The organism is Silicimonas algicola, assembly GCF_003970735.1.
Lineage (GTDB): Bacteria > Pseudomonadota > Alphaproteobacteria > Rhodobacterales > Rhodobacteraceae > Silicimonas > Silicimonas algicola.
The window spans coordinates 2,836,432-2,861,647 of the sequence record NZ_CP034588.1; the positions used below are offsets into that span (position 1 = coordinate 2,836,432).

Consider the following 25,216-nt stretch of genomic DNA (forward strand, 5'->3'; position numbering starts at 1 on the left):
CGGATATGGCTGAGAAACTGACAGGCAAGGTCGCCGCGATCACCGGCGGTGCCTCGGGCATCGGGCTCGCGACCGCCGAGGCGCTTCTGGCCGAGGGAGCGACCGTGGTGCTGGTCGACCGCGACGAGGCGGCGATGGAGAGGATCTGCGACCGCCTTGGGCCGAACGCGAAGGCGCTTCGGATCGACCTCCTCGATCCCGAAAGCTGCAACACCCTTCTGTCGGGCGTCCTCGACACCGCCGGCCGCCTCGACATCCTGCACGCCAACGCCGGCACCTACATCGGCGGCGACCTGACCGAGGTCGAGGATCCCGCCGCCATCGACCGGATGCTGAACCTCAACGTCAACGCGGTGATGAAGAACGTCCACAACGTCATCCCCCACATGATAGAGCGAGGCTCGGGTGACATCGTCATCACCTCGTCCGTCGCCGGCCATTTCCCCGTGCCGTGGGAGCCGGTCTATTCCGCTTCGAAGTGGGCCATGACCTGCTTCGTCCAGACCATGCGGCGGCAGTTGAACAAGAAGGGCATCCGCGTCGGTTCCGTCTCGCCCGGTCCCGTCATCAGCGCACTTCTCGCCGACTGGCCCGAGGAGAACCTGCGGAAAGCGAAGGAAAGCGGCAGCCTGATCGAACCGTCGGAGGTTGCCGAGGCGGTTGTCTTCATGCTGACGCGGAACCGTAACGTCACGATCCGCGACGTGGTCGTCCTCCCCACCAACTTCGACATCTGAGGGACGCGCGATGGCCGACTTCACCGGACGCTCCGTCCTTCTCACCGGCGCCGCGGGCGGCATCGGCCACGCGATGGCCAAGGCCTTCGCCGAAGCCGGCGCGCGCCTCGCGCTCGTCGACAAGGAAGACGCCTCGGACCTCGCCGCCAGCCTGCCCGGCGAGCATCGAGCCTGGACGCTGGACCTGACCAAGCCCGAGGCCATCGACGCCGTTGTGGCCGAGATCGGCGAGGCCATGGGCATCGATTGCCTCATCAACAACGCAGGCCTCGGGATCGTCGCCCCCGCCGAGGAACAGTCGATCCGCGACTGGGACCTGACCCACCTCATCAACCTGCGCGCGCCCTGGCTCGTTTCCGTCGCCGGATTGCCGTACCTCAAGGCGTCGGGACGGGGCCGGATCGTCAACATCGCTTCGCAAGCGGGCATGGTCGCCATCGCCGAGCACGCCGCCTATGGCTCCAGCAAGGCGGGACTGATCGGGCTGACGAAGGTACTGGCGCTGGAATGGGCACGCCACGGCATCACCGTGAACGCCATCTCGCCCACGGTGGTCGAGACGCCGATGGCGCTGGTCGGATGGGCTGGCGAGAAGGGCGAGCGCGCCAAGGCCGAGATCCCCGTTGGCCGCTTCGCCAAACCGCGCGAGATCGCGGCGGCGGCGATGTATCTCTGCTCAGAGGACGCGGGCATCGTGACCGGCGAGAACCTGGTCACCGACGGCGGCTACACCATCCGCTAGAGTGTGAAGGCCGCGCGGAACGCCTCGAGCGCGGCCTCGTCGTCACCTTTAGCGAAGGCCTCCATCCCCACTGGCCCGCGATAGCCCATGTCGGCCAGAGCCCGCGCGACGGCGGCGTAGTTGATCTCGCCCGTCCCCGGCTCGCAACGGCCCGGATTGTCGGCCACCTGAACCTCGCCGATCCACGGCAGGCACTTCTCGCACCAGCGGATAAGGTCGCCCTCGCCGATCTGCGTATGGTAGAGATCGAGGTTGATCCGCAGCGAGGGGCGGTCGACGGCCGAGACGAGCGCCAGAACAGCGGCGGTCGATCCGAATGGGCAGCCCGGATGGTCGAGAAGGTTCAGGTTCTCGAGCGTGAAGGTGACGCCCATCTCGTCGCCAAGATCGGCGATCCGGTTCAGCGTGTCCCGCGCCTTCAGCCACATCGGCCCCGTCTCGACCTCGTGCTGGCGGATCGGGATGCCGCCGTCGCCCAGGCCCGTGCCGTGCAGGTTCAGGCGGTGAACGCCGAGCCGCCGGCCGACCTTCGCCGTCTCGCGCGCCGAGGCAAGGAGGAGGTCCGCGCCCTCGTCGTCGGCGAGCCGCCCTTCAAGATAGCCGTTCATGATGGTGAAGGTGGCGCCGGTCCTCTCCAGTGCGGCAAGGTCGTGGTCCGGCCAGTTCCAGAGACCGACGCCGAAACCCATCTCGGTCAGGCGCGACGCCCGCCAGTCGATCGGGCGGTCACGCCACAGCATCTCGGCGCAGGCGGCAAGCTGGAAGGGCTGGGTCATCGGAGCTCCCGGGTCAGGCGTAGAAAGCGGGGCGGTCGATCATTCGGACCGGTTCGGTGTTGCCGGTGGCAAGGGCCTTCACGCCCGTCTCGGCCACGAGGGCCGCAGCATAGCCATCCCAGGCAGACGCGGCGATGTCGGGGAACCGCCCCGTCTCGACGAAGCGCAGGAAGGCACGGTTCTGACGGCGATAGGCCTCGGCATAGCGTCCGCGCCAGTCGGCGTCATAGCGGCTGCTGTTGGACAGGGCGCTGTCCAGCCGCGAGTGCAGGACCGGCGCCATCGAGACGCTGCCAGCCTCGCCCACCAGCTCTCCCCGCACGTCGTAGCCGTAGGCGGCATTGTTGTTGATCTCGATATTCACGAGTTGCCCGCCGGTCGTCCGCAAAACCATGACCACGGGCGCCACCCTGTCGTCCGAGCGCGTGGGCTGCGCGGCCCAGATCGAGGCGTATTCGGCCCCGAGCACATGGCGCGCCACGTCGAACTCATGCGGCGCGGAATTGGTGATCGCCATGGCGCCGGTGAAATCCGCATTCGGCGTCGCCACGTTGCGGTGAAAGTTGTGCATCATCAAGGCACGGCCGAGGATGCCTTCGTCCAGCGCCGCCTTCATCTCGACGTAGCTCTGGTCGAAGCGCCGCATGAAGCCGACCTGCACAAGCCGCGTGCCAGAGGCCTGCTCGGCCTCCATCACCCGCAGGCAGTCATCCGACGAGGCCGAAAGCGGCTTTTCGCACATCACCGGCTTGCCCGCCCGAATGCAGGAGATCGAGAGATCGGCATGGGTCGCGTCGGGACTCGCCACGATCACGGCGTCCACGTCGTCGCGAGCGATCACCGCCCCGGGATCGGTCGCCGTGTCCACCGCGCCCAAGGTCTCGGCCACACCCCGCGCCCGCGCCCCGTCCATGTCGCAAACCACCTGAAGGCAGGCGCCCGGCAGATCCTCGGCCACGATGCGCGCATGATCCGCGCCCATGATCCCGGCCCCGATGACGGCGATGCGAACGGTCATTGCGTCCTCCCTTGTCTGCGCTTCCTCTAGGAGGGACGGCGGCCGTCAGGCAATGGGCCGTGAGACGGGCGGCACATTTCGTCTCATTTCCTGTCGCGGAGGATCAGAGGCGGGCCAGAAGGAGGTCCGACCGAGCCGACAGCTCGTCCTCGCCCGGATCGGCGCGCAACTCACCGATGCGCTGCTCCCACTCCGCCGTGGCCGCCGCCATAGCGCCGCCGAGGCCCAGTTCCTCAACCGTGCGCGCCACCTCGCGCAGTTCCGCTGCGCGACGGATGCCGTGGACCATCATGCGCTCGAGGTTGTAGGCTCCCCGCTCTCGCCAGGCGATGTCGGGGTCGGACGCCTCGAGCGAGGCGATGACCTCCGCATCCACCCCCGCGCGACGTGCCGAGAGGAAGCACTCGGCGACCAGCGCTTCCATCCCCTTGATCATCACCGAGCGCAGCATCTTGATCGACGAGGCCCGCCCCACGTCGTCGCCCGCGATCCTGGGCTTCATGTCGAGCGCCAGAAGCACCGCTTCCCCGGCCTCGGCATGGGGACCGGCAATGAGGAGCGGGACGTGGTGCCGCTTGGGATAGACCGGCGCCATCACCGCGACATCGACATAGCGCCCGCCCGCCGCCTGGATCACTTCCGCCGCCCGGCGCTTGGTGCCCGGCGCGCAGGAATTGCAATCGAACCAGAGCGTTCCGGGCTGAAGCGAAGGCGCCGCCGCCTCGGCCGCCGCCAGCGCCTGATCGGCCGTCACGACGCAGAACACCACGCTCGCCCCGTCGAGCGCCGCGCCGGGTGAGACGACCCCGGCGACCGAATGCTCGGCATAGCGGTCGGCCATCGCTTCGCGGGTGGTGTCGTTGTCCGTCTTGACGTCGTAGGCACGGACATCCTGCGGCCGCTCTCCTCCCCAGCCCGACAGGAAGGCGGTCGCGGCTTCGCCGAAGCCGATGAAGGTCACGCCCGTGGGCCGGTTGGCGGGTGCGGTCATCGAAGGGTCTCCTTGGTCCTGGGAACACTGGCCCTTGCGGACCGGGCGGGGGTCGTTAGCCTTCGCGGGCGGACAGCGGAGCGGGACGGATGCGTGTCGACTATCTCGGGCTCGAGGCCTTCGTGGCCATCGCCGACTTCGGCTCGTTCCAGCGCGCCGCCGAGGCCCTGTCGCTGTCGCAGGCCGCACTCAGCCACCGCCTGAAGAAGATCGAGGAAGACCTTGGCGGGCCTCTCCTTATCCGTTCCAGCCGCGAAGTTTCTCTGACTGCCCTTGGGCAAAGCCTCTTGCCGGACGCGCGGCGGCTCCTGAAGGAGCTTCTGGACGCCTACGCCTCGGTCCGCGCCGGTGCGCGCCGGAGTGCGAGGTGGATGTCCTTCGCCTGCCTGCCATCCATCGCCAACTCGCTTCTGCCCGCCGTGCTGGCGGACCTCGTGCGCGAACGGCCCGAGATCGCCTTCGAGGTGCTCGACATTCCCGTCTCGCGGATCGCCGCCGCGGTCCGCGAGGGGAAGGTCGAGTTCGGCGTCACCATCGTGTCGGCCGAACAGTCCGACCTCCGCGTCCGCGCGCTGGCCGAGGAGGACTATGTCCTGTTCCTGCCGCTCGATCATCCGCTGGCGGAACAGGGCTATGTCACCCTGCCGGACCTGCGTGCCCTGCCGATCGTGGGGCTGTCGTCGCATTCGCGGAACCGGCAGCTTCTCGACATGGCGTTCGGACAGCTCCGCGACCACATGAGCTGGCGGATCGAGGTCCAGACCGCGCCGGTCGCGCTGCGCATCGCGGCCGAAGGGGCGGCCGCGACGATCCAGCCACGCTCGGCCCTCAGAATGGCGCCCGACAGCCTTGTGGCGTTGCCCTTCAAGGACGTGAAGTTGTCGCGCACGCTCGGCGTCGTCTCGCGCCGGGGCGTGCCCCTGTCGGACGTGGCCGTTGAGACGCTCAGGCGGATCGAAGAGGAGTTCGAGCGGAATTTCGGCACCCCTCCCGAGATCAGGATCGGCCGGACGCCAGGACATCCGGATTGATCGCATGGGTCGCCTCGCCTTTTGCGAAGGCGTTCACGATGGCGAAGATGTCGGAGAATTGGCGGTCGAGTTCCTCGGCCGTGACGAAGCCCACGTGAGGCGTGGGCACGACGCGGGGATGCGACAGAAGCGGATCGTCTGGGTCGGTCACCGGCTCGGCGTCGAAGACGTCGAGCATCGCCCGGCCCGGTCGGCCCGCATCGAGTGCCGCGAGAAGCGCGCCCGGTGCGATCAGACCCGCGCGTGAGGTGTTCACGAGAACGGCGTCGGGCTTCATCGCCATCAGGTCGGCCTGCGCGATCTCGCCCTTCGTCGCGGGCAGGAGGCGCTTGTGGATCGTCACCGCGTCGACATCGGCGAAGAACGCCTCGCGGGTGGCCGCGACCGGCGCACCGTCCAGCGCGGCCGTCGCCCGTCCGGCGTCGGAGGCCCAGAACACGACCTCCATCCCGAAGGCCCGTGCATAGTCCGCGACGGCCTTGCCGATCGCGCCGTAGCCGTAGACGCCAAGGCGCTTGCCCTTCACCGTCCGGCCAAGCGGCGCATCCGCCTGCCACGCACCCGCGCGCGCCGAGGCGATCTGCTCGGGCAGGTAGCGCAGGCCCGAGAGGATCAGCGCGAAAGTCAGTTCGGCGGTCGAGACCGACGGCCCGTCCTTCGCCATGTTCGAGGCGAAGAGGATACCGGCCTTCGACAATGCCTCGACGTCGACGTGGCTGTGCTGGCCGCGCATGGCGATCAGGCGCGGACCGCTCAGCTTTGCGGCGAGGGTCGGAGTGATGGCCGTCCGATCCCGGAACAGGACGACGGCCTCGGCATCGGACAGGCGCTCGGCCAGCGCGTCCTCGTCCGGCGCGCGGTCGGTCCAGACCTTGACATCGTGTCCGTCGAGCAGGCGGAAGGCCGGCAGCGTGCGGATGTGGTCGTACCAGTCGTCGAGGATATGGACCTTCACAGCAGACCCTCCAGGCTGACGGGCCGGGCGATGCCCTTGTGGCCCTTGGGATGCGCCCGCTGGATCACGGGCGATACGACCTTGTCGGACACCGGGAAGTCCCAGACCGCCGCTCCGCCCGTCCTCGCGAACTTCTCGACGAGGCGCGGCAGCTCGGACAGGTCCGTGACCCGCTCGCCGCCCACCCCGAAGCCGCGCGCGATGGCGGCAAGGTCGGTGCGCCCGAAGACCGCGCCGTCGTCCGGCAGCCCTTCGTCGCGCAGTTTGTGGATCTCGGATCCGTAGGCGCCATCGTTCAGGGCGCAGATGAGGACGTTCATGCCGTGCCGCCGGATCGTCTCGAGCTCCTGCACATGCATCAGGAGGGAGCCGTCGCCGTCGAACAGCACGACGGTATCGCCGGGCCGCGCGGCTGCGACGCCCATGGCATAGGAGATGCCGTTGCCGATGGCGCCGAACTCGCGGATCGTCAGGAAGGTCTCGTGCGGCCGGTCCATGTGGGCGAAGAAGAAGGAACAATGCCCAGAGGAATTGACCATCTGCCAGTCGGCCGGAAGCGCCGCGTCGAGGGCCGCGACCACGTCGCGCGGGTCGTGCAGGCCGGGGTCGGTCGCGAACTCCATCGTGTCGGAGGGGGCCTCGGCGATGGCCTGCGCCAGGCGGTCGGAGCGCCAGCCTTTCGAGGCAGGAACCGTCTGCGCCAGCGCCTCGGCGGCGAGGCGCGCGTCGGCGCGAAGGTGATGGTCGGCGGCCACCCGGCCCTGCGACATGCTGCGCGGTTCGATGTCGACCTGAAGGATGCGCGCCCTGGGGAAAAGCTTGCCCTTGTCGAGGTTGTGCTGCGTCAGACGGCAGCCGAGCGCGACGACCAGGTCGGCTTCGGCGAAAAGTGCGCGGGCGAGCGTGGTCGAGAACCCGCCGGCGATCCCGACCGAGAAAGCGTCGCCGTGGAAGAGCCCGCGCGCGGGCAGCGTCGTGGCCAGCAGGGCTCCGGTCTTTCCGGCCAGGGCTTTGGCGGCGTCTCCCGCGTTCGAGGCAATGGCGCCGAGACCGCCCATGACGACGATTTTTCTCGCTTTTCCAATCAGCTCGGCGGCGTTCCGGAGATCCTCCGGGTTAGGGGGAATGGCTGAGGGCCTCGGCAGGACGTCCTTCGACGGCTGCGGAAGGTCGGGCGCCGTATCGAGCATCCTGGCCTGAAGGTCGAACGGCACGCCAAGGACCACGGGTCGGCGCATCTCCTTCGCCTCGACGAAGGCATCGCGGACCGCCTCGGCCATGCGGGGAACGTGGTGCAGCGCGTGATAGGACGCACCTGTCGCGCGGACGAAGGGGGCCTGGTCGATGTCCTGGTTGTACCACGCCGCCCTGAGAGGAGCCTCGCCCGCGAAGATGACGAGGGGGATGCCCGCGCGAACAGCCGCCGGAAGCGCCGTCATCACCTGCGTCAGCCCCGGTCCGCAGGTCACGGTGGCGACGCCCACTTTCCCGGACTTCCGGGCATAGGCGGTGGCGGCAGCAACGGCACAATGCTCGTGCCGGACATAGACCATGCCCACGCCGCGCGCGGCCAGCGCCGTCGCCCAGTTCATGTTCGCGTCGCCCAGAAGCGCAAAGCATGTCGCCACCTCCTCGGCGACGAAGGCTTGGGCGAGGTGCTCGTAGACGTGCGTGGTCATCTGATGTCCTGAGGCCTCAGCCGGGATTGCGCGAGGTCGGGACGAATTCCGGCTGCGCCAGTTCGCGGCGCGCGCGTTCCAGCCGTCGGCGACAGTCGAGAAGGTGATTGAACTGCGCGTCGCACCCCGAGATGGGGGTGGGATAGGACGAGATGGTCGAGGCGATCTCGCGCTGGGCCTCGGTCAGGGCTTCGGCGGCGCGGTCGAGAGGGGACAGTCCGGTCATAGGGAATCCTCCGTTTGTATACCTCGGTATACATCAACCGTTTCGTCGGCGGAAGCCACCCCAGACGGATGCAGGAACAAGGACCTCGCCACGCGCCAGAAGCCGCGCCGTCCGCACGACACCGGCCGAACGCACGTCGATCCCGCCCTCGTTCCGCGCGAAGTCCACGACGACCTCGAAGACACCCGCCGGATGCTCGACGCCGACCGTCAGCGGAGATCCCGCCCCTTCGACACCTTCGGTCAGGCCGTCGGCCACAGTTCCGGGCAGGATGGCGCAGGCGGCAAGGCACTGGGCTCCCGTCACGGCCATCGAGGGGTGGCAGGTCCAGGGCATGAAGTAACGCGCCGAGACGGTGCCGCCGTTGCGCGGACGGGACAGGACGGCGATCTTGGGCGTCACGGATTTTGCGACGTCCCCAAGCCCCATCAACTCACCCGCCTTGAGGCGCATCGCCTCGGCACGCGCGAAAAAGGCCTTGTTCTCGTCGAGGTCCTTCTGTGTCTCGTATCCTGTCAGCCCCATGTCCTCGGACCGCGCGATCATGATCGGCATGGCCACGTCCATGCAGGTGACCTCGACCCCGTCGATGGTGTCGCGCAGGTTGCCCGTGGGCAGAAGCGATCCGGTGACCGAGCCGACCGTCTCCATGAATTGAAGTCGCACCGGAGCCGCGGAGCCCGGAACGCCGGCGATCTCGACGTCGCCGTCATAGGACACGCGGCCACCCGGGGTCTGCACGATGGCCTCGACCACCGCGCCGGTGTTGACCGCATGGATGCGCACGGTGGTTTCGCCCTCCCTTGCGGCAACGAGACCCATCTCGATGGCAGCTGGACCGACGCCCACAAGGATGTTGCCGCAGGTCGGCTTGTAGTCGACCTCGCGCTTCTCGACGGCGACCTGGGCGAAGAAATAGTCGACGTCGCAATCGTCGCGTTCGGACAGCGACAGCATCGCGACTTTCGTCGTCACCGCGTTGCCGCCGCCGATGCCGTCGATGTTCAGCGGATGCCCCGCGCCCACGACGGCCATCAGCACCTCGGACAGCGTGTCGCGGTCCTCGGGCAGATCCTCGCGCCGGATGTAGGGCCCGCGCGAGGTGCCGCCCCGCAGGAAGTGATAGGGTATGGCGGTCTGGGTCATGGACGTCTCAGTGAAGGGGCCAGGGAAGATCGACATAGGCCTGCAAAAGACCCGGCGGGAAGTCGCGCCCGAGGATCGAGGCGAGACCCATGATGAAGGCGATGCCGATGGCCGTGGCGACGGCGGCCCGCGTCAGGCCGAACCTCCCCCGAGTGAGGAAAAAGCCCATCATGAAGCCGATCTGCGCAATGATGAGGCCGAAGAGGAAGGTCAGTCCCAGAAGCAGGCCGAACCAGGCGAGCGTCGACCAGAGCCCATGCGGCGCCTCGCCCTCGGCGCCTTCCTCGAGGTCGATGAAGACGTCGTCGGTCTCGGGCGTCCGCCACATGCGGATCAGCAGAAGTACCGCACCCGCCAGCGTGACGAGGCCCACGGTCAGCGGGAACACCTTGTCCTGAAGTCTCGACACGCCGAAGGCGTCGATGACGGAAATCAGAAGGTAGACCGTCACGACGCCGAGGAAGATCGCAGGAGCCATCTTGCTGCCCGTGGGCGCATCGATGTTCTCGCGGATGTTCTTCGAGGCCTTGATGCCGACGACGATGGACACGACCGTCAGGATCAGAAGAACGATGGTGATCGGCGACAGGATATAGTCGAGCCCGTTCTCGAACGACCGCCGGAAGCGCGCGCCCGCGATCTGGAACGCCTGGTTGACGAAGATCTCGGACTGCTGGCTGAGAACGAAGCCGATCAGGAAGGCCGGCCGCGAAAAGTCGAAGCGGCGCAGAAGGATGCCGATGATGCCGATCAGGATGAGCGCCGCGAGATCCAGCGGCGACTGCCGCGACTGGAACGCCGCGAAGGCGATCATCATGAAAAGGTAGGGGGCGAGGATCGTGAAGCGGATCGTCGTCAGCTTCGCGATGTATTTCGAAAGCAAGATGCAGAGGCCGGCGCCGAAGACGTTGGCCAGCGCCAGCGACCAGACGATGGTATAGGTGATGTCGAGGTTGTTCCGCACCATCTGCGGGCCCGGCGACAGGTTCAGAAGGGCGAGGCCTCCGAGGAAGATCGCCATCGAGCCCGAGCCCGGAATGCCGAAGATCAGCGTCGGCACGAGGCCACCGCCCTCCTTCGCGTTGTTCGAGCTTTCCGGCGCGATCACGCCCCGGATGTCGCCCTGCCCGAACATCGAACGGTCCTTGGCCGTCTGCACCGCCGAGCCGTAGGCGATCCAGTCGACGACCGATCCGCCGAGGCCCGGGATGACCCCGACGAGGACCCCGATGACGGCGCAGCGCACCGACAGCCACTTGTTGTCCCACCAATCCTTCACGCCCTGCACCCAGCCGTCGCCCAGGGTTCCGCCCTCGGCGATCGGGCGGTCTTGGCGGAGAAGCGACACGATCTCGGGGACAGCGTAGATTCCGAGGCCCACGATGACGAGTTGAAGACCGTCGACGATGTAGGGGAAGTCATAGGTCGACATCCTCAGGCTTCCGCCCGCGGGCGCCGCGCCGATGGTGCCGGCCATGATGCCGGTGCCCGCAGCGACCACGCCCTTGAGCGGAACCCGCCCGGCAAGGATCGCGACCATCGACATGCCGAGGATGGTGATCATCAGCATCTCGGGCAGGCCGAAGGCCAGGATCAGGGGGCGCGCGATAAGGATGAAGAAGCTGAGGATCACCGCGCCGAAAAGCCCACCGAAGAGCGACGAGGCAAAGGCGGCGGACAGGGCGCGCGCGGCGTGGCCCTGTTTCGCCAGCGGAAAGCCGTCGAGCACGGTCGCCTGGCTGGCCGAGGATCCGGGGATGCCGAGAAGCACGGACGAGAAGGTGTCAGACGTCGGTATGACGGCGATCAGGCCGACCATCAGAGCAAGGCCGGCTACCGGGTCCATGCCGTACATGAAGGGCAGAACCAGCGCGAGGCCGGCGATGCCGCCAAGGCCCGGCAGAACGCCGATCGAGAGGCCGAGAAGAACGCCTCCGAAGAGGTAGGCGAGTTGTACGGGCTGGAAAATGAGGACGAAGGCCTCGACCAATTCGCCCATGGCGACACTGAAATCCACGGCGGCCTCCGACGTTCAGACGGATGTGGTCCCGCCCGGATTGCGGTCCGGGCGGAACGGATCACTTGCGGCTACGGGGTCACTCCATGGTGACGCCGTAGTCCTCCTTCAGCCAGTCGAGAACGTACTGCTTCGCCTCGTCCGAGATGTTGGTCGCCTGCTCGGTCGCTTCCACGGCGGCGGGTCCGACGAGCTGCGGATAGGCACCCAGCACTTCCTCGGCCTTGGCCTGGAAGCCCTCGGCGGACACCACGTCGTTCAGTGCGGCGATATAGGTGTCGACGACCTCTTGCGGGGCCGACTGTGGCAGGAAGATCGTCTTCTGGTTCGCGAAGCCCGCGACGAAGAAGGCCTTCCACGCATCCCAGGCGGTGCCGCTCGTCTCGCAGCCTTCGGTCGCCTCGCAGACCTCCTTGAAGGTCGGCATGTCGGGGAAGGTCGGATCGCGGACGATGGTGCCGGTTTCATCCAGCGCACCCCATGTGAAGATCGGGACCGCAAGGCCGCCGTCGACCAGCGGCTGGACGTTCGCAATGTAGGCGGACGAGGTCTGGTAGTCGATGTTGGCTTCGCCGCGCTCGAACATCAGGCGTCCGTCGCCGCGTCCCTCGACACCGAAGACCGGATCGACCTGGAGGCCGAGCATCTTGAAGGCGAGCAGCGGCACGAGGTCGAGCGTCGTGGCGCCCTGGCTGCCATAGAGATAGATCTCGTCCTTCAGGTCATCCATGTCGCCATCGAAGCGCTCGCCGAGATCGGGCGGAAGATAGACGACGCCGCCGGTCGCCGAGGCGAGGATGGGCGTCCAGTCCTGGTACTGATAGCGCACGCGCGGGTCGCCGAGGAGGTAGGGGAACTTCGTCGAGCCGGAATCGCCGAAGATCAGCAGACCGTCGTTGCTGTCCTGCTCACCCTGGAACCAGTTCGCGCCCTCGGTCGAGCCTGCACCGGGACGATAGCGGACGACCACCGTCGGCGCGCCCGGCAGGGCCTGGCCGATCAGCGGTGCGAAGAAGTTGGCCCACTGGGCCGAGCCGCCGGATTCCGAGAACGGAATGACGTAGTCGATCGTCGCGCCTTCATAGGACTGGGCGCTGGCCGCGAGCCCGCCCGAGACGGTAGCGACGGCGGTAAATGCCGCAACTGCGGTGATTTTCATGCGTTGATCCTCCCTGATCGCACTTGTTCTTTGGACACCGCACGACGAACTTTGCCGCGCACGGAGCCTGTAGGGTCAGCCTGCCCTTGCGACCCCCTGCAATCAAGTGAATTTACGGCGCATTTAGATGAAAAAAACGAATGCGACGTTTCGTATTCCGATCTCAGCTTCGCACTTGTGCGTCCCGTACCAGCGCGGCGAAGCGATAGGCCCCGTGGGCCATCTTCGAATAGGGCGTGAGCAGAAACAGGGTCAGGACGGCGCCGAGGTGAAGCGCCAGAAGCCAGCCCACGGCAGTGGTGCCGGTGGCGGCGTATAGCATGAGACCGCTGAGGCCGGTGAACCCAAGAAGGAGGACGAAGGCCATCTCGCCGCCCCACCGGGCCGTGGCGCCAAGCGCGGGGTCGGCCTTGAGCTTCAGGGCGACGAGGCCGAAGGAGCCGAGCGTCAGGAGGATCCCGCCTGGCACGCCCAGGAGCTTCGGCAGACTGAAAAGGCCGTAGGGCGCGGGCATGTCGAAGACATAGTGCAGGACCGTGGCCGAAGAGGTCGATGCGAAGCACAGAAGGAACCCCCACATCGTCGCCTGATGCGCGTGCCGCCGCGCCTGGCTGTAGCGGTCGCCCTTCTCGAAGTTGCAGCCCTGCCCCTGCCCGCCCGAAAGGTTCGTCATGTTCGCCGTCCGCCGCCCCGCCTCGGCGAAGTGCGACCAGCGGACTGGGCTACCGCCGACCTCGGCCCAATAGCCGCGGATGCCGAAGGTCAGGACAAGGAATGGAAAGAGGAAGGCGGGAGCGAAGATCGCGACCATCGCGGCGTGCGAGAGAAAGGCGTAGAACCCTTCTCCCGCTCCCCCTCCCGCAGCCCGCATGAAGAGGAAGATCGCCGCGATGCCGACGACAAGCGCGCCCGCGATGGCGACGCCCTGGCGCTGGAACAACTCGGCGAAGCCGCCCGGCCAGGCGTGCCTCTCCCAGCTTTCGGCGCGCACGTCGGCGAGGACGGCCGGAATGTTCAGCGCGAAGTCGTGCGGGGGCGTGTACTGGCAGGAGTAGAAGCAGCCCCGGCAGTTATGGCAGAGATTGGCGAGTTGCGTGATGTCGCCGTCCGAGAAGGCCCGCTCGCGGAACATGGCCGGAAAGACGTCGCAGAAGCCCTCGCAATAGCGGCAGGCGTTGCAGATCTCGGCTTGGCGGCGAGCTTCGGCGATGGCGCCCTGCGGCTCAGTCGGGGTCATATCAAGCGACATGGGCTGCGGCCTCCTGGCCCGCGATGCGTCCGAAGACGGTGCCGATCGTCATGCCGAAGCCGGCGAGATAGCCTTCGCCGAGGATCGAGCCCGCCATGATCTCGCCCGCCGCCCAGACGTTCTCCAGCCGCGCGCCGCCCGCCGAGACGCGTGCGGTGCGGTCGACCTTGAGGCCGAGGTAGGTAAACGTCACGCCTGGACGCAGCGAATAGCCATAGAACGGCGGATCGGTGATGGGTCGCGCCCAGTTGGTCTTGGGCGGGGTCAGCCCCTCGGTCGACAGGCCGTCCAGGTCGCCGCCCTTGAACACGCCGGGTCGGCAGGCGGCGTTGAAGGCGTCGACCGTCTCGCGCAGCGCATTCGCGGGGATCCCCATCTTGTCGGCCAATCCCTCCAACGTGTCGGCGGTCTCGGGCGGAAAGACCGAAGGCATGAAGTCCCTCACCGCCTTCGAGTCGATGATCGCGAAGCCCACCTGCTCGGGCTGTGCGGCGACGAGACGGCCCCAGATGGCGTAGCGCTTCGGCCAGACATCCTCGCCCTCGTCGTAGAAGCGCTCGCCGTTCTTGTTGACGACGATCGAGAAGGGCACGCAGTCGAGCCGCGTGACGATCCCGTCGTCGAACTTCGCCGCCCTGCCGTCGATGGCGACGGCGTGGCATTGGGTCGGGTCGCCCACGCTGTCGGCGCCCTGGTCCAGCATGTCGCGCAGGACACGACCCCGGTTGTAGGGCGTGCCCCGGATCAGGAAGTTGCGCGCCGCCGGTCCCCAGGCGTCGGCCAGCCATTCGATGTTGGCCTGAAACCCGCCCGACGCCAGCACCAGCGCCTTCGCCTCGAGCCGCTGCTGGACGCCACCGCGCATGATCTCGAGCCCGGTGAAGCGGCCCTCCTCGACGTCGACGTGGATGACTTCCGTCTCGTAAGCCACCGCGACACCAAGATCTTCCGCCGTGTTGTAGTAGGCGTTCACCAGGGCCTTCCCGCCGCCGAGGAAGAAGGCGTTCGTGCGCGACAGCGACAGCGTGCCCGACAGCGACGGCTGGAATCGGACCCCGTGCGCTTCCATCCAGGGCAGGCACCCCTCGGACATCACGATGGTCATGCGCGCCAGATCCTCGTCGGTCTTGCCCTTGGTGACGAGGATGAGGTCCTTGTAGTATTCCTCTTCGCCGTAGGTGTCGGTCAGGACCGACAGGGGCCCCTTGTGCATGCAGCGGAAGTTGCGGGTATGGCGCGAGTTGCCGCCGCGATAGAATTCGGGCGCGACATCCAGGATCAGGACCTTGCAGCCAGCCTCCGCCGCCTCGATCGCGGCGCAGAGCCCCGCGTTGCCGCCGCCCGCGACGATCACGTCCCAGGTCGTGTCGAGGTCGCTCATGCCGCCGTCTCCAGCCTCAACTGCCGCAGCCGGGCGCGATGCGCCGCCTCGATATGCGCGCGCATCCTAGCCTCCGCCTTCTCGCCGTCGCGTTCAAGTAGCGCCTCGACGACGCCGTCGTGCTCGGCCATTGCTTCGGAGGCGCGGCCGCCCTCTTCCATCGTGGAAGGTCCGAGGATGAGAAGGGTCTTGTTCACGGCCTCGACCGAGCGGACGAGGAAGCGGTTGCGCGCCGCGTTCAGCAGGACCGCATGAAACTGCTTGTTCGACAGGTAGAGCGCCCCGGTGTTCTTCGCCGCGCGCATCTCAACGTTGATCGCGCGCAACTCGTCCAGCTCGACGTCCGATGCCGCGCGGGCCGCGAACCGCGCCGCCGTCCCTTCCAGAACGGCGCGCATTTCGTAAAGCTCGGTGATCTCGCCATAGTCCAGCGTCCGGACCGATGCGCCAAGGCGCGGCTCATGGCTGACGAGGCCTTCGGATTCGAGTTGGCGGATGGCTTCGCGGACCGGAGTGCGGGACGCGCCGAGACGCGCGGCGAGTTCGGTCTCGACCAGCCGGTCGCCGGGGCGGAGCCGCCCCCCGACGATCTCGTCGACAAGCCTGCGATAGAGGTCATGCCCCTGCCGCACGTCGCCCTGGCGGTCTTTTTCGCGCAACTCCGCTCTCCCGTCTTTCCATGCTGGATACAATTGGATACGATAGAATGCAATCAGTGGTTCACGGCCGTCCCCATGCTTCGCAGCCGCCTTGCGCGACGATCCCTCACACTCGCCTCGGCGGTCATCGGAACGCTGGTCTTCTGGCTCCTGTCGCTTCCGCTTCCGTTCCTCTTCGGGCCGATGACGGCGTGCCTTCTCGTGGCCCTCTCGGGCGCCCCGATGGCGGGCTTCGGTCAGTTGTCCGTCGGAATGCGCACCATCCTAGGCGTCGCCATCGGATCGTCCTTCACGCCCGAGATGGTCCACCGCATCCCGCCCATGGCGGCCTCGGTGGCGCTGGTTCCGCTCTATATCGCGATGATCGGGTTGGTGGGGGTGCCGTTTTTCCGCAAGGTCTACAAGTTCGACTGGGCGACCTCATGGTACGCCGCCATGCCGGGCGGGCTTCAGGACATGGTCGTTTTCGGGCAGGAAGCGGGTGGAGACGTGCGCGCCCTGTCCCTGATCCACGCGACCCGCGTTCTCGTCGTCATCACGCTTGCGCCGCTGATCCTTCAGCAGGGCTTCGGTGCGACGATGGACAACCCGATCGGCGCCCCTGCCACCGAGCTGCCGCCGCATGAGCTTGTGCTGATGGTGCTGGCAGCGCTGATCGGCTGGAAGGGCGGCGAACGGATCGGGCTCTTCGGCGCGTCGATCCTGGGACCGATGATCATGACCGCAGCGCTGTCCTTCGCGGGTCTCATCCATTCTCGCCCGCCCGCCGAGGCGATCCTTGCCGCGCAGTTCTTCATCGGCATGGGGATCGGCGTCGGCTATACCGGCGTCACCTGGTACGAGTTGCGCCGCCACGTCGTCGCGGGCCTCGTCTTCGTCGTTCTCGTCGCGATGCTGGCCGCGGCGTTTACCGAGGTCGTCGTCTACCTGGACCTCGCGCCGCCGGTCGACGCCTTCCTCGCCTTCGCGCCGGGCGGACAGGCCGAGATGACGGTGCTGGCGATCATCGCGGGCGCGGACCTGGGATATGTCGTGATGCACCACATCCTGCGCGTCCTTCTCGTCATCACGGGTGCCCCGGTCGCCGCGCGGCTTCTGCGCGTGAAGGATCGGCGCGCGCAGGAAGCCGACGCCGGTCCGGGCGGCTAGATGTTTTCGCGCGTGTAGATTTCGAAGTCGAGGATGACCCGCTGCGCCGGGGCGCCGACGCCGGCTTCCTTCGAGCGGATCAAGCCCTGGATCGTGTCGTGCGCCATGCGCCGGAACGGGTGCGAGATCAGGAAGGTGATCGTCTGGTCCAGAAGTGCGGCCTTCGTCGCCTCGAAGAGATCGTAGCCCACCACGACGATCTTGCCCGACATGTCCGCAGCGCGGAGCGCCGCGACGGCGCCGGTGATCCCCCCGCCCGAGACGTAGAGCCCGACGAGGTCGGGATGTTCGGCCAGCAGCTCCTCGGTCAGTTCGCGGGCGATGCGGCTCGACTCGAAGGTCGAGAGCGGGTCGAGCAAGGTGAACGCCCGGCCGTACTCCCGGAAGTACGAGCGGAAGCCGCTTTCGTTCAGGTCGTGGTTCCGGAAACGGTGGCTGCCGACGAGGATGCCGATCTTGCCAGGATCGCGGCAGATGTGGTCGAACGCCCAGCCCGCGGTGCGCCCGACCTTCCAGGCATCGAGACCGACGAAGCCCACGTTGCAGCGGGCGTTGAGCGGGGTCACGAGACCCGTTACAGGAACGCCTTCCGCCGCCAGCCGGTCGATGGCATCCGCGATCAGGGGGTGGTCGGCGGCGACGACGGCAACAGCGTCGGCGCCCATGCCTTGCGCGATAAGCGTCTCGGCCACCTTGTCGGGCGAGAGGTCTTCCATGAAGCGGACGGAAAGCGACACGTCGCGGCCCTCGACCTCCTGCGCGGCGCGCTTCAGTTCGCTGCCGATCGTCTCATAGAAGGCGCGGCCCGACTGCTGGAGGAAGACGATGAAACGGTCCCGCGGGCGGGTGGCCGAAATCCGGCTCTGGATCGAGCCCACGCCATAGAAGCCGATCTCTTCAGCCGCTTCCAGCACGCGTTGCATGGTTGCCTTGCGAACCTTGCCCGATCCCCCGAGAACCCGGTTGACGGTCGAGACCGAGACGCCCGAAGCAAGGGCGAGGTCGGGAATGGTCGGTCGTGCCAATGGCGCACTCGTGTCATTTCATGTCATCGCGACCCTGTCACCATGACCCGGATGGCATGTTCTGGGCAAGCCATTCCCTCTGCCGTTGATCGGAGCGCCGGCCCTTGGCAAAACTCCGAACCAGCCGCGCTCTGGCGCGCAGGAGGATCAGCGATGGACGACACCCTTTCGGGAACTCGCAACAAGCGCGGCGAATGGAAGCCGAACGAACCCCTCTCCGGCGTGGCGCCGATCTATGCCATGCCGCCGCAGCCGCTGCGGGTCCTCCGCTGGCTGCCGGAGTACCTTCTTCCCTGGAACCTGGCTTTCGCGGTATCCGGCCTTGCCTGGTGGCTGTTCCTGACGCCCCCGCTCGAGACGTTGGAGACCCTCGACTGGCGCTGGATCCTGCCGATGTACGCCGTCAACGCGGCTGCGGTCTTCCTGTTTTACGGCGCCTTCGAATTGCGCCTCTACATCACGCGCGCTCAAGGCAACCGCTTCAAATACAACCCGAAGTTCCCTGCCGACGAGAAAAGCGACGTCTTCTGGTTCGGCAACCAGGTGACCGAAAGCATTCTGCGCACCTTCCTGTCCGGCGTCACCGTCTGGACGCTGGTGCAAGCTCTCTGCCTGTGGGTCTTCGCGAACGGCTGGGTGCCGTGGCTGCCGTGGACCGACAACTGGGTCTGGCTTGCGGTCCTGACCGTCCTGGTGCCCGTGATACACGAGGGACACTTCTACCTCGTCCACCGGCTGATCCATGTGCCCGTGCTCTACAGGTGGATCCACTCGGTCCACCACAACTCGGTCAACCCGACGCCGTGGTCGTCGCTGTCGATGCACACGGTCGAGCACATCCTGTATTTCGCCGTGGGGTTTTATTACCTCCTGATCCCTTCGCACCCCTTCATCCTGCTCTTCGCGCTGCACCGCGCGGGGTTCGGCGCAATTCCGGGTCATGTCGGCTTCGACAAGGTGGAGCTTGGGGCGGGCGGCATGGATACCCACGCCTACGGCCATTACCTGCACCACAAGTACTTCGAGGTGAATTATGGCGACGGCATCGTGCCCCTCGACGCGGTTTTCGGCACCTGGCACGACGGGACCGAGGAAGGCGAACGGCGCATGAAGGAGCGCTTCCGAAAGAAGAAGGAGCGGATGAAGGCCGCGACCCCGGCCTCGTGACCGGGGCCGACCTCAGGCCGTGAGGTTGTTCGAGGGCGTTCCCTTTTGGAAGTTCTCGAGGTGGTCGACGAGCTGATCCCAGAGCGTCTGCATCGCCTCGTCGCTGGCCCAGGCCGTGTGCGGCGTCACGATGACGTTCGGACGGTCGAGCGCCTTCAGAAGCGGATTGTCGGGCCTTGGCGGCTCACTGGTCAGGCAGTCGAAGCCGATGCCGGACACCTGGCCCCTGTCCAGTGCCTCGACGAGCGCCGCCTCGTCCACCAGCCCGCCGCGCGCGCAGTTGATGAGCAAGGGAGCGCGCTTCATCTTCGCGAACTCGGGCGCACCGATCATGTTCTTCGTCGACGGCATCAGCGGGCAATGCAACGTGATGACGTCCGCCTCCTCCAGCACCTGATCGAACGGCGTGTAGAGCGGCCCCAACCCTTCAACTCCCTTGTGCGCACCGAAGAGGATGCGCATCCCGAAGGCCCGGGCGAGGTCGGCGACCCCCTGCCCCAGCACGCCCTCGCCAAAGATGCCGATGGTCGAACCGGAGAGGTCGCGGATCGGGTGGGTGAAGAAGCAGAACTGCGCCGCTTCCTGCCACTTGCCGTCGATCACGTCCTGCCGGAAGCCGACAAGGCTGCGCCGCAACGCGAGGATCAGGGCGAAGGTATGCTCGGGCACCGTGTTGACGGCATAGCCGCGCACGTTCGACACGACGATGCCGCGCTCGCGGCAGGCGTCGATGGCGAAAGCGTCATAGCCCGTGGCCGGGATGGCGATCATCTTGAGCTCCGGCAGCGCCTCGATGGCGTCGCGGCCGATCGGCACCTTGTTCGACACGGCGATGTCCGCGCCCTTCAGGCGCTCGATCACCTCGTCGGGGCGGGTGCGGTCGTGTTCCACCCACTCGTGGTCGAACCCGGGCCGCCGCACGTCGACGGACGGCCCGAGCGTGGATCGGTCGAGAAAGACGATCCGGGTCATTCGGCCGCCATGCGAACGCCCGCGCGCGTGTCGGTGAAGTGTTCGACGGCGGCACCGACCCCGGCACCGGCCTGGAACGGAATGCCCACGTCGCGCATCGCCATCTCGACCCCGCCGAGCGCCTGGAGCACCATGATCTCGTTCAGCCAGCCCAGGTGTCCGATCCGGAAGACCTTGCCCGCGACCTTGTTCAGCCCCGCGCCGAGCGAGAGGTTGTAGCGGTCGTAGGCGGTCTTGATGACGGCGTTGGCGTCGAAGCCCTCGGGCGCGACGATGGCCGTGACCGTGTCCGAATACCACTCCGGCCCTTTGGCGCAGTTCTTCAGACCCCAGGCCTCGACCGCCGCGCGAACGCCGGAGGCGAGCCGGTGATGGCGGGCAAAGACGTTCTCGAGACCTTCCTCCAGCAGCATGTCGACAGAGGCGCGGAGGCCGTGCAGCAGCGTCGCCGCCGGAGTGTAGGGGAAGTAGCCCTGGTCGTTCGTCTTCACCATGTCCCGGAAATCGAAGAAGCAGCGCCGCAGACCGGCGCCATCGGCCATGCCGAGCGCCTTCTGGCTGACGCCGAGGATCGCGAGGCCCGTGGGCATCATGAAGCCCTTCTGCGAGCCCGACACAACGACGTCGACGCCCCACTCGTCCATGCGGAAGTCGATCGAGGCGATGGAACTGACGCCGTCCACGAACAACAGCGCCGGGTGCCCGAGGTCGTCGAGGATGCGCCGCACGCCCGCCACGTCCGAGGTCACACCGGTCGCGGTTTCGTTGTGGGTGACGAGGACGGCCTTGATCCTGTGATCCTTGTCCGTCGAGAGCTTCGCGCGATAGTCGTCGAGCGGCACTCCCTTGCCCCACTCCACGTCAATGGCGTCGACCTTGAGGCCGAAGCGCTGGCAGAGATCGACCCAGAGGAGCGAGAACTGACCGAAGACCGAGGCGAGAACGGTATCGCCCTCGGACAGCGTGTTGGTGATCGCCGCCTCCCATCCGCCGGTGCCGGAACAGGGATAGACGAAGACGCGACCGGTCTCGGTCTTGAAGATCTTCTTCAGGTCCTCGAAGAGCGGCTTCGTGAATGCCGGGAAGTCCGGCGCACGGTGATCTTCCAGCGCCACATCCATCGCCTTGCGGACTTGGAACGGCATGTTGGTGGGGCCGGGAACGGCCAGTCCGGTGTATCCGGTTTTCATCTCTCTGTCCTCCTCACAGGGTCGGGTAGATCGGGAAACGGTCGCAGAGCGCCTGCGCCTCGGCGCGGACCTCGTCCTCGACCGGCTGGTTGCGGTCGGGTCCGTTGGCGGCGAGACCGTCGAGCACGCGGGTGATCATCTCGCCCACCTGTTTGAACTCTGCCGCGCCGAAGCCCCGCGTGGTGCAGGCCGGTGTCCCGAGACGGACGCCGCTGGTAACGGTCGGCTTCTCGGGATCGTTCGGGACGCCGTTCTTGTTGCAGGTGATGTGCGCCCGCCCGAGCGCCTGCTCGGCGAGGTTGCCGGTGACGCCCTTGGGCCGCAGGTCGACCAGCATCAGGTGCGTGTCGGTCCCGCCCGAGACGATGTCGAAGCCGCCGGCCTTGAGCGTGCGGGCCAGCGTGTCGGCGTTCTCGACGATGCGCGAGACATACTCCCGGTACTCGGGCCGCAACGCCTCGCCGAAGGCCGCGGCCTTGGCGGCGATGACGTGCATCAGGGGTCCCCCCTGAAGGCCCGGGAAGACGGCGGAGTTGATCTTCTTCGCGATGTCCTCGTCGTCCGTCACGACCATCCCGCCGCGCGGTCCGCGCAGGGTCTTGTGCGTCGTGGTGGTGGCGACATGGGCGTGCGGGAAGGGGCTGGGATGAACGCCGCCCGCGACGAGGCCCGCGAAGTGCGCCATGTCGACCAAAAGGATCGCGCCCACCTCGTCCGCGATGGCGCGGAAGGCGGCGAAGTCGATGATGCGCGGATAGGCCGACCCGCCCGCGATGAGGATGCGGGGGCGATGCTCGTGCGCGAGACGGGAGACCTGCTCCATGTCGATGCGCTCGTCGGGTCCGAGGCCGTAGGAGACCGCGTTGAACCACTTGCCTGACAGGTTGGGCTTGGCCCCGTGCGTCAGGTGTCCGCCCGCGTCGAGGGACAGGCCGAGGATGGTGTCGCCGGGCTTGGCAAGGGCCAGGAACACCGCCTGGTTCGCCTGGCTGCCGGACGAGGGCTGGACGTTGGCGAAGCCCACGCCGAACAGCTTCTTCGCCCGCTCGATGGCCAGCGTCTCGGCCTCGTCGACGTACTGGCAGCCGCCATAGTAGCGGCGGCCCGGGTAGCCTTCGGCATATTTGTTGGTCAGCACCGAACCGGCCGCCTCGAGCACCGCGCGGCTGACGATGTTCTCGGACGCGATCAGCTCGATCTCGTCGCGCTGGCGCCCCAGCTCGCGCCGGATCGTGTCAGCGAGTGCTGGATCGCTTTCGGCGAGCGTCGCCTGGAAAAAGCTTCCGTCGGCAGGGTGTATCAGGCCGTCCATGTCGTCTCCTCCGTCATACGTCTTGACCCGGCATGGGCAAATCTGTGGTATACCAGTATCACCCGAGGCGGGTCTGCGCACACGAAATGGGGTTGATGTGTTGTAGGTGTGGAGAACTGACGTGGTTCGATGTAAAGATGTTAACTGCGGGAGGAGCCCATGCAGAAGACCTTCGTCGGCCCACAGCTGCGCCAGCTTAGGCGCGCGCACAAACAGACCCAGGCGCAGATGGCCAAGGTGCTTGGCGTCAGCCCGGCCTATGTGAACCTTCTCGAGAACAACCAGCGCAGCCTGTCGGTACAGATGCTGATGGCGCTGTCGGACGCCTATCAGGTCGACTGGCGCGAACTGGTGAAGGACCCCTCGTCGAACACGCTGGCCGAGTTGCGCAGCGTTCTGCAGGATCCGATCTTCGAGAACGCTCCCGACCTTCAGGAGCTTCGCGCTGCCATCGACCACGCGCCGGGACTAGTCGAGAAATTTCTCCAGGTCTACCGCACGCACCGGATGACGCTGGATAAAATGCTGCGGCAAGGCCGCGAGAGGATGCCCGAGGACCTGCTCGCCTCGTCGCCGGAGGCGATCATCCACGACTTCTTCCGTGAGAACAAAAACCACTTCCCCGCGCTCGAGACCGCTGCCGAGAAGCTGCGCGCCGACCAACCCTGCAGCCCCGACGACGTCTACCCGATGCTCAAGGCGCGCCTGCTGGACCGCCACGGCGTCACGGTCGAGATCAAGTCTGCGGGCGCGATGAGCGAGGCGCTGAGGATCTATGACCGCGAAACGTCTCGCGTGCATCTGTCCGAGGCGCTGGACCACCAGAACCGCACGTTCCAGTTGGCCCATGTCATCTGCCTGCTGGAGCAGGCAAAGACGCTGTCGGACCTCGTGGCGGGCTCGGGCATCTCGTCGCCCACGGGACTGGCCCGCTGCCAGGTCGAGTTGGCCAACTATTTCGCTGCGGCCCTTTTGATGCCCTACGCCGAATTTCTGGAGGCGGCGCAGAAGACGCGCTACGACGTCGACCGGATCGCCGCCGCCTTCGGCGTGTCCTTCGAGCAGGTCTGCCACCGGCTCACGACGCTTCAGCGCAAGAACGCGAGCGGCGTGCCCTTCTTCTTCCTGCGCGTCGACAAGGCGGGCAACGTCACCAAGCGGTTCAACTCGACGACCTTCAACCTGGCCGAATTCGGCGGCGCCTGCCCTGTCTGGAACATTCACACCTCGTTCCGCACGCCGGGCGTGATCCTGCCGCAGTTCGTAGAATTGCCCGAGGGCGAGCGGTTCTTCACCCTGAGCCGCACCTCGGATCGTCCTGTTTTCTCATGGGAAAGCCAGGACCGGCGGCTGGCCGTCGCGCTCGGCTGCGAGTTCCGCTTCGTAGAACAGATCGGCTATGCCGACGCCTTCAACCTGGAGAGCGGCGGGCTCTTCAGCCCCATCGGCATCAACTGCCACCTTTGCCCGCGCCAGAACTGCGCGCAGCGGGCGCACCAGCCGCTGTTCGTCGAGCTTCCCATCAGCACCGACCGGCGCGGCAACACCCGCTACGAAAGCTGACCCCTCAGGCGGCGGCGGCCGCCTGACGGTTCGCGGACAGTCGCGATGTCACCGTCGACACGACCGTGTCGATGTCGGTCGACGCGAGCCCCAGCTGGTCGGCGATGAGCTGGACGAGGAGATCCACCCGCTCGATCCGGTCGGCGCCCGCGTCGATGGCGCGCGCGGCCGAGGACGGCTTCTGAAGTCCTTCGGCGGCGGCGGCGTACTTGACGAAGGGGACAAGCTCCCCGTCCGTCGCCCCGAGGCGCATCACGATGCGGTCGACAGTGGTGTAGATCGCCTCGGACCGCGCGGCGTCGCCGAGAACGGCGTCGCGGATCGGTCGGACGCCCTGCGGCATGACGCAGCGATAGTTGCCGGTCATCAGCATCGCCCACTTGGCGAAAGGCACGAAGAGCGAATCGTGGACCCGCAGCTTGACGGGTACATCCTTGCCGTCGACCCGGACGGCATCGATGGCAGCTTCGAGCTCCTTGAGAACCGCCGTATCGCGGGGGTCCTCGAATGGCGCTGCCTTGAAGTTGGTCGGCAACCCGACATGCAGCACGTTCGCGCCGGTGTCCGGCAGGCGGAACGCCTGCGGGTCGGGCGAGCAGAGCGTGACGAGGCCGGGACGGAAGCCCGACCAGACCTCGGGCGCGGTGAAGGCGGCGCCAAGCCGGTCGGCGTTCAGGCCGGGGATGCGCTTGAGGTAGGGCAGCGGCGGCATGTTCATGATCGACAGGCAGGGCACGCCGGACTTGGCGATCTCGGCCATCAGCCGGCGGATTTCGGGGCTGGAATACTGCGGCTCGGCCATCGCGAGCGCCACCATGTCATAGTCGGACGGCACCGCATCGGCAGGCGTGCAGGCCGAAAGACGTCCAGGCAGGTCGCCCGAGCGGAAGGTTCGGTGCGTCTCTTCGTCCTTGAGACGGATGCGGACCTCGGTCCCCTGCTCCTCGATCAGCCCCGCCGTGTCGGTTCGGCAGACGAGCGTCACGTCCTGTCCCGCCATAAGAAGCTTGGTGCCGAGCAGCGAGCCGTAGGACGCGCCAAGGATGAGAATCTTCCGGGCCATGTGAACCTC

General features: G+C 67.0%; 23 protein-coding genes. 6 read left to right on the forward strand and 17 right to left on the reverse strand.

The features are described 5' to 3' along the window. The first annotated feature begins 5 nt into the window (after positions 1 to 5). Together EF888_RS13980 and EF888_RS13985 are read left to right on the forward strand one after the other, a co-directional pair. Complete coding sequence (locus tag EF888_RS13980) at positions 6 to 737, forward strand: SDR family oxidoreductase (protein WP_109758010.1); 732 nt, start codon at positions 6 to 8, stop codon at positions 735 to 737. A 10-nt stretch (positions 738 to 747) separates the two neighbouring features. Continuing rightward, positions 748 to 1,479 (forward strand): GolD/DthD family dehydrogenase, encoded by a 732-nt coding sequence (locus tag EF888_RS13985; protein WP_109758009.1) that lies wholly within the window; start codon positions 748 to 750, stop codon positions 1,477 to 1,479. Here EF888_RS13985 and EF888_RS13990 read toward each other — a convergent pair. The 3 genes from EF888_RS13990 to EF888_RS14000 form a co-directional block, all read right to left on the reverse strand. Beyond that, positions 1,476 to 2,255 carry a TIM barrel protein gene (locus EF888_RS13990; protein WP_109758008.1) on the reverse strand — a complete coding sequence of 260 codons (780 nt, stop codon included), beginning with the start codon at positions 2,253 to 2,255 and terminating at the stop codon, positions 1,476 to 1,478. The two genes, EF888_RS13985 and EF888_RS13990, sit on opposite strands and share 4 nt — an antisense overlap. 13 nt (positions 2,256 to 2,268) lie before the next feature. Further along, the gene (locus EF888_RS13995; RefSeq protein WP_109758007.1) at positions 2,269 to 3,273 is read right to left on the reverse strand and encodes a Gfo/Idh/MocA family oxidoreductase; all 1,005 of its coding nucleotides are present in this window, start codon (positions 3,271 to 3,273) and stop codon (positions 2,269 to 2,271) included. A 103-nt stretch (positions 3,274 to 3,376) separates the two neighbouring features. Then, positions 3,377 to 4,264 (reverse strand): NAD(P)-dependent oxidoreductase, encoded by an 888-nt coding sequence (locus tag EF888_RS14000; RefSeq protein ID WP_109758006.1) that lies wholly within the window; start codon positions 4,262 to 4,264, stop codon positions 3,377 to 3,379. 89 nt (positions 4,265 to 4,353) lie between these two features. Between EF888_RS14000 and EF888_RS14005 the strand changes: the two genes are divergently transcribed. Next, a complete protein-coding gene (locus tag EF888_RS14005; RefSeq protein WP_109758005.1) occupies positions 4,354 to 5,295 on the forward strand; it encodes a LysR family transcriptional regulator in 942 nt (313 codons plus the stop codon). Here the strand turns inward: EF888_RS14005 and EF888_RS14010 are convergent. From EF888_RS14010 to EF888_RS14050, 9 genes are all read right to left on the reverse strand, one after another. Next, positions 5,261 to 6,250, reverse strand: a complete 990-nt coding sequence (locus tag EF888_RS14010; protein WP_109758004.1) for an NAD(P)-dependent oxidoreductase — start codon at positions 6,248 to 6,250, stop codon at positions 5,261 to 5,263. The two genes, EF888_RS14005 and EF888_RS14010, sit on opposite strands and share 35 nt — an antisense overlap. After that, positions 6,247 to 7,929: a thiamine pyrophosphate-binding protein gene (locus EF888_RS14015; protein WP_109758003.1), complete on the reverse strand. Its 1,683-nt coding sequence runs from the start codon at positions 7,927 to 7,929 to the stop codon at positions 6,247 to 6,249. The genes EF888_RS14010 and EF888_RS14015 overlap by 4 nt, the downstream gene beginning before the upstream one ends. 16 nt (positions 7,930 to 7,945) lie before the next feature. After that, entirely contained in the window at positions 7,946 to 8,155 is a 210-nt protein-coding gene (locus EF888_RS14020; RefSeq protein WP_109758002.1) for a hypothetical protein, read from the reverse strand. Between the two features lie 33 nt (positions 8,156 to 8,188). After that, complete coding sequence (locus tag EF888_RS14025; RefSeq protein ID WP_109758001.1) at positions 8,189 to 9,301, reverse strand: 4-oxalomesaconate tautomerase; 1,113 nt, start codon at positions 9,299 to 9,301, stop codon at positions 8,189 to 8,191. A gap of 7 nt (positions 9,302 to 9,308) precedes the next feature. Next, on the reverse strand, positions 9,309 to 11,300 hold the full coding sequence (locus EF888_RS14030; RefSeq protein WP_420902672.1) for a tripartite tricarboxylate transporter permease: 1,992 nt from the start codon (positions 11,298 to 11,300) through the stop codon (positions 9,309 to 9,311). A 97-nt stretch (positions 11,301 to 11,397) separates the two neighbouring features. Beyond that, positions 11,398 to 12,477: a type 2 periplasmic-binding domain-containing protein gene (locus EF888_RS14035; RefSeq protein ID WP_109757999.1), complete on the reverse strand. Its 1,080-nt coding sequence runs from the start codon at positions 12,475 to 12,477 to the stop codon at positions 11,398 to 11,400. Between the two features lie 163 nt (positions 12,478 to 12,640). After that, positions 12,641 to 13,726, reverse strand: coding sequence for a tricarballylate utilization 4Fe-4S protein TcuB (gene tcuB, locus EF888_RS14040; protein ID WP_109757998.1), 1,086 nt, complete (start codon positions 13,724 to 13,726; stop codon positions 12,641 to 12,643). Then, entirely contained in the window at positions 13,716 to 15,107 is a 1,392-nt protein-coding gene (tcuA, locus tag EF888_RS14045; protein ID WP_109757997.1) for an FAD-dependent tricarballylate dehydrogenase TcuA, read from the reverse strand. Before tcuA ends, tcuB begins: the two co-directional genes overlap by 11 nt. After that, entirely contained in the window at positions 15,104 to 15,766 is a 663-nt protein-coding gene (locus EF888_RS14050; RefSeq protein ID WP_206508316.1) for a GntR family transcriptional regulator, read from the reverse strand. The genes tcuA and EF888_RS14050 overlap by 4 nt, the downstream gene beginning before the upstream one ends. A 75-nt stretch (positions 15,767 to 15,841) precedes the next feature. Here EF888_RS14050 and EF888_RS14055 point away from each other — a divergent pair, with 75 nt between their 5' ends. After that, positions 15,842 to 16,915 carry an AbrB family transcriptional regulator gene (locus EF888_RS14055; protein ID WP_109757996.1) on the forward strand — a complete coding sequence of 358 codons (1,074 nt, stop codon included), beginning with the start codon at positions 15,842 to 15,844 and terminating at the stop codon, positions 16,913 to 16,915. On the opposite strand, the gene EF888_RS14060 is transcribed toward EF888_RS14055, so the two are convergent. Beyond that, positions 16,912 to 17,940, reverse strand: coding sequence for a LacI family DNA-binding transcriptional regulator (locus EF888_RS14060; protein WP_109757995.1), 1,029 nt, complete (start codon positions 17,938 to 17,940; stop codon positions 16,912 to 16,914). The two genes, EF888_RS14055 and EF888_RS14060, sit on opposite strands and share 4 nt — an antisense overlap. A gap of 153 nt (positions 17,941 to 18,093) precedes the next feature. Here EF888_RS14060 and EF888_RS14065 point away from each other — a divergent pair, with 153 nt between their 5' ends. Then, a complete protein-coding gene (locus tag EF888_RS14065; protein WP_109757994.1) occupies positions 18,094 to 19,107 on the forward strand; it encodes a sterol desaturase family protein in 1,014 nt (337 codons plus the stop codon). Positions 19,108 to 19,119: 12 nt separating this feature from the next. Here EF888_RS14065 and EF888_RS14070 read toward each other — a convergent pair whose 3' ends face one another. Genes EF888_RS14070 through glyA form a run of 3 tightly spaced genes read right to left on the reverse strand, consistent with a single transcriptional unit; the run spans position 19,120 to position 22,581 of the window. Further along, complete coding sequence (locus EF888_RS14070; RefSeq protein WP_109757993.1) at positions 19,120 to 20,079, reverse strand: D-2-hydroxyacid dehydrogenase; 960 nt, start codon at positions 20,077 to 20,079, stop codon at positions 19,120 to 19,122. Beyond that, on the reverse strand, positions 20,076 to 21,269 hold the full coding sequence (locus EF888_RS14075; protein WP_109757992.1) for an aminotransferase class V-fold PLP-dependent enzyme: 1,194 nt from the start codon (positions 21,267 to 21,269) through the stop codon (positions 20,076 to 20,078). The genes EF888_RS14070 and EF888_RS14075 overlap by 4 nt, the downstream gene beginning before the upstream one ends. A 13-nt stretch (positions 21,270 to 21,282) precedes the next feature. Next, positions 21,283 to 22,581, reverse strand: coding sequence for a serine hydroxymethyltransferase (gene glyA / locus EF888_RS14080; protein WP_109757991.1), 1,299 nt, complete (start codon positions 22,579 to 22,581; stop codon positions 21,283 to 21,285). Positions 22,582 to 22,740: 159 nt separating this feature from the next. Here glyA and EF888_RS14085 point away from each other — a divergent pair, with 159 nt between their 5' ends. Continuing rightward, positions 22,741 to 24,144: a helix-turn-helix domain-containing protein gene (locus tag EF888_RS14085; protein ID WP_109757990.1), complete on the forward strand. Its 1,404-nt coding sequence runs from the start codon at positions 22,741 to 22,743 to the stop codon at positions 24,142 to 24,144. Positions 24,145 to 24,148: 4 nt separating this feature from the next. Here EF888_RS14085 and EF888_RS14090 read toward each other — a convergent pair whose 3' ends face one another. After that, positions 24,149 to 25,207 (reverse strand): ketopantoate reductase family protein, encoded by a 1,059-nt coding sequence (locus tag EF888_RS14090; RefSeq protein ID WP_109757989.1) that lies wholly within the window; start codon positions 25,205 to 25,207, stop codon positions 24,149 to 24,151. Positions 25,208 to 25,216 lie beyond the last annotated feature (9 nt).